This is a genomic window from Stenotrophomonas sp. SMYL11 (assembly GCF_036320005.1).
GTDB classification, from domain to species: Bacteria; Pseudomonadota; Gammaproteobacteria; order Xanthomonadales; family Xanthomonadaceae; genus Stenotrophomonas; species Stenotrophomonas maltophilia_A.
Genome location: NZ_JAWIRS010000026.1, coordinates 11,356 through 23,741, shown reverse-complemented (window position 1 = coordinate 23,741; position 12,386 = coordinate 11,356). Strand labels below are relative to the sequence as shown.

General features: G+C 67.4%; 10 protein-coding genes and 1 riboswitch. Of the genes, 4 read left to right on the top strand and 6 right to left on the bottom strand.

Annotated features, from left to right (window positions below; all coding sequences use genetic code 11):
* Positions 1-210: 210 nt before the first annotated feature.
* The 4 genes from V3B46_RS21520 to V3B46_RS21505 form a co-directional block, all read right to left on the bottom strand.
* A complete protein-coding gene (locus V3B46_RS21520; RefSeq protein WP_329892864.1) occupies positions 211-2,184 on the bottom strand; it encodes an AsmA family protein in 1,974 nt (657 codons plus the stop codon).
* A gap of 83 nt (positions 2,185-2,267) precedes the next feature.
* The gene (trhA, locus tag V3B46_RS21515; protein WP_005410682.1) at positions 2,268-2,906 is read right to left on the bottom strand and encodes a PAQR family membrane homeostasis protein TrhA; all 639 of its coding nucleotides are present in this window, start codon (positions 2,904-2,906) and stop codon (positions 2,268-2,270) included.
* Between the two features lie 214 nt (positions 2,907-3,120).
* Positions 3,121-4,725 (bottom strand): peptide chain release factor 3, encoded by a 1,605-nt coding sequence (locus V3B46_RS21510; RefSeq protein WP_014038155.1) that lies wholly within the window; start codon positions 4,723-4,725, stop codon positions 3,121-3,123.
* Between the two features lie 66 nt (positions 4,726-4,791).
* The gene (locus V3B46_RS21505; protein WP_329892863.1) at positions 4,792-5,676 is read right to left on the bottom strand and encodes a M23 family metallopeptidase; all 885 of its coding nucleotides are present in this window, start codon (positions 5,674-5,676) and stop codon (positions 4,792-4,794) included.
* A 149-nt stretch (positions 5,677-5,825) separates the two neighbouring features.
* A riboswitch (SAM riboswitch) is annotated at positions 5,826-5,944 on the top strand.
* 77 nt (positions 5,945-6,021) lie between these two features.
* Between V3B46_RS21505 and metX the strand changes: the two genes are divergently transcribed.
* The 3 genes from metX to V3B46_RS21490 are packed head-to-tail and all read left to right on the top strand — an operon-like array spanning position 6,022 to position 9,349.
* Complete coding sequence (gene metX / locus V3B46_RS21500; RefSeq protein ID WP_489686305.1) at positions 6,022-7,053, top strand: homoserine O-succinyltransferase MetX; 1,032 nt, start codon at positions 6,022-6,024, stop codon at positions 7,051-7,053.
* Complete coding sequence (locus V3B46_RS21495; RefSeq protein ID WP_154353177.1) at positions 7,050-8,285, top strand: O-succinylhomoserine (thiol)-lyase; 1,236 nt, start codon at positions 7,050-7,052, stop codon at positions 8,283-8,285. Before metX ends, V3B46_RS21495 begins: the two co-directional genes overlap by 4 nt.
* Positions 8,282-9,349, top strand: coding sequence for a homoserine dehydrogenase family protein (locus V3B46_RS21490; protein ID WP_164171694.1), 1,068 nt, complete (start codon positions 8,282-8,284; stop codon positions 9,347-9,349). The genes V3B46_RS21495 and V3B46_RS21490 overlap by 4 nt, the downstream gene beginning before the upstream one ends.
* A 48-nt stretch (positions 9,350-9,397) precedes the next feature.
* On the opposite strand, the gene V3B46_RS21485 is transcribed toward V3B46_RS21490, so the two are convergent.
* Positions 9,398-10,393, bottom strand: coding sequence for an alpha/beta fold hydrolase (locus tag V3B46_RS21485; RefSeq protein WP_329892862.1), 996 nt, complete (start codon positions 10,391-10,393; stop codon positions 9,398-9,400).
* Between the two features lie 203 nt (positions 10,394-10,596).
* Complete coding sequence (locus tag V3B46_RS21480) at positions 10,597-11,979, bottom strand: L-serine ammonia-lyase (protein ID WP_154353175.1); 1,383 nt, start codon at positions 11,977-11,979, stop codon at positions 10,597-10,599.
* 100 nt (positions 11,980-12,079) lie between these two features.
* Between V3B46_RS21480 and V3B46_RS21475 the strand changes: the two genes are divergently transcribed.
* Positions 12,080-12,310, top strand: a complete 231-nt coding sequence (locus V3B46_RS21475) for a glutaredoxin family protein (RefSeq protein ID WP_154353174.1) — start codon at positions 12,080-12,082, stop codon at positions 12,308-12,310.
* The last annotated feature ends 76 nt before the right edge of the window (positions 12,311-12,386 follow it).

The window sequence follows — 12,386 nt, the reverse complement described above, 5'->3', positions numbered from 1 at the left end:
CAATGGCTTTGACCGATGTGGAGGTCTTGCAGGCCTCCTTGGCGACCAGCAGTTTGAAACGCGCGTCGTATCTGTTCATGTATCCCTCGGGGTTGGATCTGGTGTCCAACTCCCGGGGGTCACTTCATGGACGGGTTTACGGCGTGTCCTGACTGGCCCACCCGTCCCACTCGAACCGGGAACAACAGAGGCGCCGCCGAACACCCGCTTCTACTTCGCATACTGCCCGCCGCAGTCGGCATCCTTGCCCGGCCCCAGTTCGATGGTCGCCAGCAGCGCCGCCGGCGGCGCGATGCTGCCCAGCGCCAGGGCCACGGCGCCACGAATACCCAACGCCTTGAAGTCCGGGCGGAACGACGGGTCCTTGAACGTGCCGCCGATGTGCAACGGTGAGCGCAGTACCAGGATGCTCTTGTCCTTCGGGCGCGGTTTCAGCAGCAGGTCCAAGGTCTCGTCGCGCAGGCTGACCGTGCCTTCGCCGATGAGGATCGTATCGGTGGTGTCCACCGCCAGCGCCTGGCTGGTCATCAGGCCGTCGCGCACGCCGAAGTCGGCGAAGGCGCAGCGCAGGGGGATCTGCTTGTCACCGGTCACCAGGAATTTCAGCGATTCGGTGATGTCCAACCCGGCCAGCTCCATCACCAGGTTGCCGACATGGCCACGGCCCATCGCCAGGCCGACCTTGCCACTGCTGCTGCCGAGCATTGCGGCGATCGAGTTGCCGCGGCCGCTCAGGTCCACCTCCCCGCCGATGCCGCCCTTGGCCTGCTCGGCCAGTTTCGCGTCCGGAAACAGCTGGCCGAGCTGCACGCCGCGCACGCTCGCCTTCAGGGCGGTGCTGATCTGCGGACGGCGCGCGTCCATGCGGATCGTGCTGCGGATATCGCCTCCGGCCACTCCGAAGTTCAGCGGGTCCAGCCGCAGTACGCCGTCATCCAGCAACAGGTGCGCATCCATGTCATCCAACGGCAGCGACGGCGCGTTGATGCGGTGGGCCTTCCAGCGCACGTCGGCATCCATCGCGCGCAGCTTGCCGAGGTTGTAGGGCGTGTCGGGCAACACGCGGGCGCGGGCAGCAACCCGTGCGGCCTCGGCCTTCTGTTCTGCGTTGGCGGTTTCCTCGCCGCCGGTTTTCGGTGGGGCACCGACGAAGCCGGCAAGGTCATCGAAGTCCAGGCGCTTGGATTCCAGCGTGGCGGTCAGCCGCGGCCGCGCACCGCCCACTTCGAACTGCAGATTGCCACCGAGGTCGCTGTCACCGACCTTGCCGGTGAAAGCATCGTAGCGCCAGATGTTGTGGTCACGCTTGAGCCGGCCGTTCAACGCATAGGGTGGCGACGGCGGAATGGCAATGCCGAGCAGCGGATAGAGGTCGGCCAGGTCCTGGCCGCTGAGCGCAAACTGCAGATCGAACACGCGCAGCTGGAAGGGGTTGGTCAGCGTGCCACTAGCTACCGCGTGGGTGGCGCCTGCCCGGCCATCGAGATGGATGCGGAACGGATGGTCGCTGTCGGTCAGCTCCAGCGGTGATTCCGTGCCGCCACGCAGGGTGAACGGATTGCCCTGCCAGTGTCCCTTGCCCTGTACCAGCAGCGGTGGCGCCGCATCGGCCTGTTTCGGCTGGCCGCTGCGCACGTCCACGCGGATATCGGTACGGCCGAGCGCGTCGAGGAACTGCAGGCGACCGTCATCGATGCGCAGCCGTTTGAGCTGGGGGCTGGTCCCGCCGGCGCTGCCACCGAGGAAATCCCAGTTGCCCGGGTCGCCCTTGCGCGGCGCGGTTTCCAGCAGCACGTCCGGCCGGGTCAGGCGTACTTCGGGCAGCTGCACGCTGCCGCGCAGCAGGGGCCACACCCGCACGTCGATCTCGACGCGGTCTGCGGTGGCCATATCGGGTTGTTTCGCCCAGCTGGCATTGGCGAAGGTGATCGCATCGGCGCGGATCGTACTGGTGCGGCCGAGGTCGACATCAAGGTTCCCGATGTGCAGCGCACGGCCGGTGCGTGCCTGCACCGCGCGCTCAACCGGCCCCTTGCACCAGTTCCAGTCCCACAGCGCGATCAGCAGCAGGAGTGCCGCCAGCAGGAAGATAAGGATCGTGAGCCAGCGCCGGCCTCGTGGGCCGGGGCGGTGGAGGCGCCAGCGGGTCGTGCGCCTTGCGGCAGGGGAGGCGGCAGCATTCACGCCCCCATGGTTGCCCCCTCTTCGTGGACAGGGCGCGAAGCGTCCATGTGCGTGGTGTGCACACGCCGCGTTCGAACGCCGTTTTACAGCACCTGCATGGTGACCGCGACGAAGTGGCAGACGCTGCCACCGATCACGAACAGGTGCCAGATCGCATGCGAATACGGGATCGATTCACGGTGGTAGAAGTAGGTCCCCAGCGTGTACGACAGGCCGCCGGCGAACAGCCAGGTGAGGGTGCCGCCGTCGATCGAAGCCCACATCGGCTTGATCGCCACGACCACCAGCCAGCCCATGGCGATGTAGATCACCGTTGAGAGCACCTTGAAGCGGCCGGTGTAGAACAGTTTGAACACCACGCCGCCCAGCGCCAGCGCCCAGATCGCGGTGAACAGGCCCCAGCCCCACGGACCACGCAGGCCGATCAGGGTGAACGGGGTATAGGTGCCCGCGATCAGCACGTAGATCGCGCAGTGGTCGAATACCTTCAAGCGGCCCTTGGCGACCGGATGCTGGATGGCGTGATACAGGGTGGAGGCGGTGTACAGCAGCAACAGCGCGATACCGAATACGATCGCGCTGGCCAGCTGCCAGCCGTCGCCGTAGATCGCAGCCAGGGTGATCAGCACCGCGCTGGCTGCCAGGGCGAACACCGCGCCCAGGCCATGGGTCAGGGCGCTGGCGATTTCTTCACGGATCGAAGCAATGGACGTCGTGGACATGGGCATGGGCATCGTTCACGGGGAGGGGGACCCGCGTCCCCCTATCATCGCCGCGATGGCCGTCGTGTGCACGCCCGTCACCGTACGGTGGGTGAATCCCTGCGTTGCGCCGATGAATCCGTGAGCGGTAGATCCACGCCATGTGTGGATGAACCACCCGCGACGGCCGGGGTCAGAGCCCTTTCCTTGCGGAAAAAAATCCGACCCGCTGGCATCAGCCCACCGAAACCGTATGCGCCGCTTCGCGGGTGGCCGAGAAGCGCACGTCCGGCGAGCGTTCCTGGGCCAGCTGCAGGTTGACCCGGGTCGGTGCCAGGTAGACCAGGTGGCCGGCTGCATCCAGCGCCAGGTTCAGCGCATTCTTCTCGCGGAACTCTTCCAGCTTCTTCTCGTTGCTGCAGTGGACCCAACGCGCAGTGGTCACGCTGACCGGCTCGAAGGTGGCCTCCACGCCGTACTCGTCCTTCAGGCGGTAGGCGGCCACGTCGAACTGCAGCACGCCGACCGCACCCAGGATCAGGTCGTTGCTGGTCAGCGGGCGGAAGAACTGGGTCGCACCTTCCTCGGACAGCTGGGCCAGGCCCTTCTGCAGCTGTTTGAGCTTGAGCGGATCGCGCAGGCGTGCGCGGCGGAACAGTTCCGGGGCGAAGTTGGGGATGCCGGTGAAGGTGACCGCTTCGCCTTCGGTGAAGGTATCGCCGATGGAAATGGTGCCGTGGTTGTGGATGCCGATCACATCGCCCGGCCATGCCTCGGCGGCGATCTCGCGGTCGCTGGCCATGAAGGTCAGCGCGTTGGCCAGCTTCATTTCCTTGCCGGTGCGCACGTGGAAGGTCTTCATGCCGGCGCTGAAGCGGCCCGAGCAGACCCGCATGAACGCCACGCGGTCACGGTGCTGCGGGTCCATGTTGGCCTGGATCTTGAACACGAAGCCGGTCAGCTTGTTCTCTTCCGGGGCGATCTCGCGGCCGGTGGTGGAGCGTGCCTGCGGCGACGGTGCGTGCTCGACGAAGAAGTCCAGCAGCGGCTGCACGCCGAAATTGTTCACGCCGGAACCGAAGAACACCGGGGTCTGCTTGCCGGCGCGGTAGGCGTCCAGGTCGAACGGATGGCTGGCGCCCTGCACCAGTTCCAGTTCGTCGCGCAGGTCGGCCAGCATCTGTGCACCGATCTTCTCGGCCAGGCCGGGCGCATCGATGGACGGGAAGATGGTCGAATCCTGGCGGGTGAAGTTGCGGCCCGGTTCGTACAGGTGCACTTCGCCGGTCAGCAGGTGGACAACGCCCTTCAGGCGCTGGCCCATGCCGATCGGCCAGGTCACCGGCGCGCACTGGATGCCCAGCACGGTCTCCACTTCATCCAGCAGCTCGATCGGGTCCTTGCCCTCGCGGTCGAGCTTGTTGATGAAGGTCATGATCGGGGTGTCGCGCAGGCGACACACTTCCATCAGCTTGATGGTGCGCTCTTCCACGCCCTTGGCCACGTCGATCACCATCAGCGCCGAATCCACCGCGGTCAGCACGCGGTAGGTGTCCTCGCCGAAGTCGGCGTGGCCGGGGGTGTCGAGCAGGTTGACGATCTTGCCTTCGTACGGGAACTGCATCACCGAGGAGGTCACGGAGATACCGCGCTCCTTTTCCAGCGCCATCCAGTCGGAGGTGGCGTGGCGGGCGGCCTTGCGGCCCTTGACCGAACCGGCCATCTGGATCGCGCCTCCGAACAGCAGCAGCTTTTCGGTCAGCGTGGTCTTGCCGGCGTCAGGGTGGGAGATGATGGCGAAGGTGCGGCGACGCGACGCTTCGTTGGCGACTTCGGACATGGCAGTGGCGCCCGCCCGGGGCGCTTTTCAAAGAGATAAGCGCCCGATTATACCGGCCGGGGCCGGTCAGCGCCCGGTGCCGCCTTCGGCCTCGCCCTGGCGGGCGAACTGCAGCTGGCCCTGCTCGGCGAAGATGCGTGCCGGCACCGAGCGCAGGCCCATGCCGCAGTTGACCTGCACCACGAAGTGCAGGTGCGGCGCGCTGCTGAATCCGCTGTTGCCGGACAGGCCGAGCGGCTGCCCGGCCCCCACCGCCTGGCCGCGACGCACGCGCATGCCGCCGGCCTGCAGGTGGCCGTACAGCGCCATGCTGCCGTCGCTGTGCAGCACGCGGATGAAGTTGGCGCGGGCACCATCACGTTCGCGGTCCTGGCCGTTGCCACGGAAGCCATCCTGGATCTGCATCACCGTGCCCTCGCGCGCGGCCAGCACCAGCGTGCCCTCCGGCAGTGCGAAGTCCACCGCGTCGCGGTTCTCCTCGTCATCGTGGCTGAACCGGCCCTGCGGCGCCTGGTCCACGCGCGGACGGGCCGCATCGAACGGCAGGCGGTAGGCGACATCCTCGGCCTGTGCGGCCGGGTTGCCCGGCACCGACTGCAGGCGCAGGTCCAGCGTACGGCCATCGAGCGGAGCGGGCAGGTGGCCGACCACCAGGCTGCTGTCGCCCTGGATCAGCGATTGCACCGGCAGCCCTTCGACCGGGCGTCCGGGGGCAGCGCGCAGTTCGATCTGCAGCGGTCCTGCCAGCCCGTTGTCGATCCGGGCCTGCCATTGCGTGCCGACCGGCTGCAGGCGCAGCCGGGCCATGGGGGCGGCGCCCTCGGCACTGCCAGCGTGGGTGGTTGGGGGCGCAGGGGAAACCAGTCCCCAGCCCTGGCGCCAGTCACCGGCGCTGGCCGTCGTGCTCGCCAGCAGGGACATCAGCAGGCAGGTCAGGGGCAGGCGCAGCATCAGTGGTTCCAGTGGGTAGGGACCGCCGGGACTGTAGCCGATCCTGAACAGGACGACCGCGACCGCCTTCGCATAGTCGTGTTGAAAATATTCATCGCTTTATCCGCATGAAGGGATTGACAGTGTCCGGAAGGGCTGGCATCGTGGCCCCACCATCGAGACCGGCAGAGGGACAGGCCCTTTGAAGCCGGGGCAGCCCGCGGATGCGAAAGCGTCTGCGTAGGTGCCAAATCCTGCGGGGACCGTGGCGTCCACCGAAAGATGGTTCGAACCATGCACCCCACGTGCATCTCGAACTCGGGCCCTGCGAAGGCTCGATGGCCGATTCCCCAACCGGATCCCGCCATGAGCTTCGCCGCCAGTACCGCCATTCGCCCCGAACCCTTTGTCCCCGTCAGCATGCCGGTCGAAGACCGCGTGCATGCCGAGCGCGGTGAGTTCGCCGCGGTGCTGTCGATGCGTCACGCTGGCCCCAGCCCGGTGCGCCTGCGCTATGAGTGGGTCGGCCCGGCCAATGCGCCGGTGGTGGTGCTGGCCGGTGGCATTTCCGCCCATCGCCACGTGGCGTCCAACGCGCAGTTCAGCGAGAAGGGCTGGGCCGAAGACCTGGTGGGCAGCGGCCGCGCGCTGGATCCGCAGCAGCTGCGCGTGCTGGCCTTCGACTTCATCGGCGCCGACGGTGCACTGGATGTGCCGATCGATACCGCCGACCAGGCCGATGCACTGGCGCTGCTGCTGGACCATCTCGGCATCCGCACGCTGAAGGCGTTCGTGGGCTACTCCTACGGGGCGCTGGTCGGCCAGCAGTTCGCGATCCGCCACCGTGCACGCGTGCGCCAGCTGGTGCTGGCCAGTGGCGCGCATCGCCCGCATCCGTATGCCGCCGCCTGGCGCGCATTGCAGCGCCGCGCGGTCGCGCTGGGCCAGCTGCAGTGCGGCGAAGACCACGGTCTGGCGTTGGCCCGGCAGTTCGCCATGCTCAGCTACCGAACCCCGGAAGAGTTCGGCGAGCGCTTCGATGCCGCGCCGGAAGTGATCAATGGCCGCGTGCGCGTGGCCGCCGAAGACTATCTCGACGCTGCCGGTGCGCAGTACGTCGCACGCACGCCGGTGACCGCCTACCTGCGCCTGTCCGAATCGATCGACCTGCACCGCGTCGACCCCACCTCGATCCTGCCGCCCACCGTAGTTGTCGCGGTGGAGGGTGACCGCCTGGTGCCGCTGGCCGACCTGGTCGGTCTGGTCGAAGGGCTGGGCCCGCGCGGCAGCCTGCGCGTGCTGCGCTCCCCCTACGGCCACGACGCCTTCCTCAAAGAAACCGATCGCATCGACGCGATCCTCGCCACCGCATTCCGCACTTCTGGAGAGTCCGCATGAGCCTGCACGCCAACGAGCCGTCCTGTAGCCGCACCACTGCCGCCGTCCGTGCCGGCATCGATCGGGATACCGCACATGGCGCGGTCACGCCGCCGATCGTGCTGTCGTCGAACTTCAGCTTTGAAGGCTTCGGCAACAAGCGCCAGTACGACTACACGCGCAGTGGCAACCCGACCCGTGACCTGCTCGGCGAGGCGCTGGCGGAACTGGAGGGCGGCGCCGGTGGTGTCATCACTGCGACCGGCATGGGCGCGATCAATCTGGTGCTGAACGCACTGCTGCAGCCGGGCGATACCCTCGTGGTGCCGCACGATGCGTACGGCGGCAGCTGGCGCCTGTTCAATGCGCTGGCGAAGAAGGGCCACTTCGAACTGGTCACCGCCGACCTGACCGATCCGCGCGCGCTGGCGCAGGCGCTGGCGGCCCAGCCGAAGCTGGTGCTGGTGGAAACGCCGTCCAACCCGCTGCTGCGCATCACCGACCTGCGCTTCGTCATCGAGGCCGCGCACAAGGCTGGTGCCCTCGTGGTGGTTGACAACACCTTCCTGTCGCCGGCCCTGCAGCAACCGCTGTCGTTCGGTGCGGACCTGGTGCTGCATTCCACCACCAAGTACATCAATGGCCACAGCGATGTGGTCGGTGGTGCGGTGGTCGCGCGCGATCCGGCGCTGCACGAGCAGCTGGTGTGGTGGGGCAACGCGCTGGGCCTGACCGGCTCGCCGTTCGATGCGTTCCTGACCCTGCGTGGTCTGCGCACGCTGGATGCGCGCCTGCGTGTGCACCAGGAGAACACCGCGTCGATCGTTGCCTTGCTCGACCAGCATCCGGCGGTCGGCACGGTGTACTACCCGGGCCTGGCCGATCATCCGGGCCACGCCATCGCCGCACGCCAGCAAAGCGGCTTCGGTGCGATGCTGTCGTTCGAACTGGCGCACTGCGAAGGCGACGATCCGCATGCCGCAGTGCGTGCCTTCGTCGATGGCCTGCGCTGTTTCACCCTGGCCGAATCGCTGGGTGGCGTCGAAAGCCTGATCGCGCACCCGGCCACCATGACCCATGCGGCGATGACCGCTGAAGCGCGCGCGGCCGCCGGCATCAGCGAAGGCCTGCTGCGCCTGTCGGTCGGCATCGAGGCCGAGCGTGACCTGCTGGCTGATCTCGGCGCAGCGCTGCAGCGCGCCGAAGCGGTGATCGATGCGGCTGCGCGCCGCAAACAGGTGGTGGATGCATGAACGCGCTCGCCGCTGACATTCCTGCGCTGGGCGTGGGACGCCTGGCGCTGCTCGGCACCGGCACGGTCGGCTCGGCCTTCGTGCAGCGCTACCAGGTGCTGCAGGCACGTGGGTTGGAACTGCCCAGCGTGCAGTGGCTGGCCAACTCGCGCACCGCGCTGGAGATCGATCGCGACCTGGCGCTGCCGCTGGAACTGGCACGACGCGCACCGCGTGACGGCCTCAGCTCGCCACCGTGGGCCAGTGCCGAAGGGTTGGAGCGTGGCGACGTAGTGGTCGATGCCACCGCCAGTGAAGACGTCGCCGCGCGTCACGTGCAGTGGCTGGCGCGCGGTGTGCACGTGGTGACTGCCAATAAACTGGGCCGTGGCGCGCAGCTGGCACGCGCACAGGCCATTGCCGAGAGCTGTGCCGACAGCGGTGCGCGTTATGGCGACAGCGCCACCGTGGGCGCTGGCCTGCCGCTACTGAGCAGCCTGCGCGCGCTGGTGGCCGGTGGTGACCACATCCATGCCATCGAGGGCGTGCTGTCCGGTTCGCTGGCGTGGCTGTTCCATCGCTATGACGGTCAATCGCCGTTCTCGGCGGCGGTGCGCGAGGCGCTGGCGGCCGGTTATACCGAACCGGACCCGCGTCTGGATCTGTCCGGCGAGGACGTGCGCCGCAAGCTGCTGATCCTGGCGCGCAGCAGCGGGCTGGCGCTGGATGCTTCGCAGGTGCAGGTGGATTCACTGGTGCCTGAAGCGCTGGCAGCGCTGCCGCTGGAGGATGCGGTGGCTGCGCTCGAGCAGCTGGATGTGCCGCTGCAGGCGCGCTGGCAGCAGGCTCGCGACAATGGTCGTGTGCTGCGTTTCGTCGGCCGCGTTGATGGCGAGGGTGCGCAGGTAGGCCTGCGCGAGTTGCCGGCCGATCACCCCTTGGCGCAGGGCGCGGGCACTGACAACCGCGTGGCCATCCACAGTGATCGCTACCGCCGCCAGCCGTTGCTGATCCAGGGGCCGGGGGCGGGTGCGGAAGTCACTGCGGCCGCGTTGCTGGATGACGTGCTGCGCATCGTGGGTTGATGTCCGTGTTGCTGCGCTCGCCGGGCCATGCCCGGCGGACCCGCAATCTCAACCCGACCTCAACGCCTTCAACAACGCCGTATTGAACTGCTTCGGGTCCTGCACCTGTGGCGAATGGCCTAGTTCGGGGAACTCGACCAGCGTCGCGCCCGGAATGGCCGCGGCCGCTGCTCTGCCCAGCACCGGATAATTGCCCAGCGTCGCCTTCACCGCAGGCGGCGCCAGGTCACGGCCGATCGCGGTGCGGTCCTTCTGGCCGATGAACAACGTGGTCGGCACCTGCAGATTCTTCAGTTCATAGACCACCGGCTGGTTGAACACCATGTCCGATGCCAGTGCCTGGCTCCATGCAACGACCTGCTTGCCCGGGCCTTCATACATGCCCGACTGCATCCGCGCCCACGGTTCATACGCCGGCTTCCATTTGCCGTCGTAGTACACGTCCAGCTGGTAGCGGCGGATGCTGTCATAGCTGATGTTCATTTCGCCGGCGTACCACGTGTCCACGCTGCGCCAGGGAACACCCAGCGCCTTCCAGTCTTCCAGCCCGATTGGATTGACCAGTGACAGGCTGCGCAGGTCCTGCGGGAACATCAGCGCGTAGCGCACCGCCAGCATGCCGCCCATCGAATGGCCGACCAGGTGCACCGGTACATCACCCAGCTGCAGCTGTTGCAGCAGGGCATGGGTGTTGGCGGCCAGCTGCGCGAACGAATACTGGTAGCGTTCGGGCTTGCTGGATTTGCAGAACCCCACCTGGTCCGGGGCGATCACCCGGTAGCCGGCGGCGACCAGCGGCTTGATCGATTCCTTCCAGGTGGCGGCACAGAAGTTCTTGCCGTGCAGCAGCACCACCACGCCGATGGGCGCCTTCTTCGGCGCGATGTCAAGGTACGCCATCTCCAGGGGCTGCCGCTGCGATTCCAGCGCGAAGGTATTCACCGGGTAGCCGTAGTCGAAACCTTCCAGCCGCGGCCCGTAGGTGGGCGCGGCCAGGGCCGGCAGCGGCAGGCAGGCAAGCAGGGCAGTGGCGATCACGCGCATGGGGTAATCCGGGGCGAGGGAGCCTCGAGCCTAACCGGAACGCGGTGACGGTGTCGTCCGACCGGCCAGGGACAACGGGGTAGAGTCGACTGTCAGTCGACTGCTCTTCGATCAGACCGCGAATAACCCGCGCTGCGCGCGATAGTCGACTGACAGTCGACTCTACCTGTGGCCCGGCGCCATCGCGCCGGGCCCGGTCGAGCTCAGCACTCGATGACGTTCACCGCCAGGCCACCGCGGCTGGTTTCCTTGTACTTGTCCTGCATGTCGCGGCCGGTATCGCGCATGGTCTTGATCACCTTGTCCAGCGACACCTTGTGCTTGCCGTCGCCGCGCATCGCCATGCGCGAGGCATTGATCGCCTTCACCGCACCCATCGCATTGCGCTCGATGCACGGGATCTGCACCAGTCCACCAATCGGGTCGCAGGTCAGGCCCAGGTTGTGTTCCATGCCGATTTCCGCGGCATTCTCGATCTGGCTCGGGTTGCCGCCCAGCGCCGCGACCAGGCCGCCGGCCGCCATCGAGCAGGCCACGCCCACTTCGCCCTGGCAACCCACTTCGGCACCGGAAATCGAAGCGTTTTCCTTGTACAGGATGCCGATCGCTGCAGAGGTCAGCAGGAAGTCGAACACACGCTGCTCGTTGGCGCCCGGGCAGAAACGGTCGAAGTAATGCAGCACCGCCGGCAGCACGCCGGCTGCACCGTTGGTCGGCGCGGTCACCACGCGGCCACCGGCGGCGTTTTCTTCGTTCACCGCCAGCGCGTACAGGTTGACCCAGTCCAGCGTGGTCAGCGGATCGCGCATTGCCGCTTCCGGCTTCGACGACAGCTCGCGGTACAGCGCTGGTGCACGACGGCCAACCTTCAGGCCACCCGGCAGCACGCCTTCCTCGCGGATGCCACGCGCGACGCACGACTGCATCGCACTCCAGATCTCGCGCAGGTTGGCGCGGATCTCGTCTTCGCTGCGCCAGCACTTCTCGTTCTCGAACATCAGCTGGGCAATGCTCAGGCCGCTGCGTGCGGTCTGCGCCAGCAGCTCGTCGCCGCTCTTGAACGGGTAGGGCAGCGGGGTCTCGTCGGGCACGATGCGGTCATCGGCCGCGTCGTCCTGGTTGACCACGAAGCCGCCACCGACCGAGTAATAATCGCGGGTGGCGATCACTTCGTCCTCGGCGCTGTACGCGGTGAAGCGCATGCCATTGGTGTGGTACGGCAGCTTCTGGCGCTTGTTCATGCCGAGGTCGCGCTTCTCGTCGAAGGCGATCTCGTGCTGGCCCATCAGCTGGATGCGCTTGCTGTTGCGAATGCGCTCCAGCGTGGCCGGGATGATGTCCGGGTCGATCAGGTTCGGCCGCTGCCCTTCCAGGCCCAGCAGGATCGCCTTGTCGGTGCCATGGCCGCGGCCGGTCAGCGCCAGCGAGCCGTAGACATCGGCACGGATGCGCGCGACCTCGTGCAGGCGGCCCGGATCGAGCAGCCAGCGGTGGATGAATCGCTCGGCGGCCTTCATCGGCCCGACGGTGTGCGAGGAGCTCGGGCCAATGCCGATCTTGAAAACGTCGAACGTGCTGACAGCCATGGTTGCCGTACTGCGGGTACCGGAAGAGACCGCTATTCTAGCGGTTCACGCCGCACTTCAATGGCTGCGGCGCAGCATTTCCGCCAAGGAGACCCATCCGGTGTTGACTCTGTTCCAGCGTGACGACTGCCACCTGTGCGACATGGCTCTGGCCGAGCTGGCCAAGGCCAGAGCGCCGGAGTTCGAATCGGTGTTCCTGGATGACCAGCCGGCGCTGGAATCGCGCTACGGCGCGCGGGTGCCGGTGCTGCGCGATGAGCGCGGCGACCGTGAGCTGGACTGGCCGTTCGACGCGGCTGTGGTTCAGGCCTGGCTGGCCGTCGATCGGTAGTGGCGGGGGGGGGGGGGGGCCCCCCCCCGGGGGGGGGGGGGGGGGGGGCGGGGCGGGGGGGGCCGGGGGGGGCGGG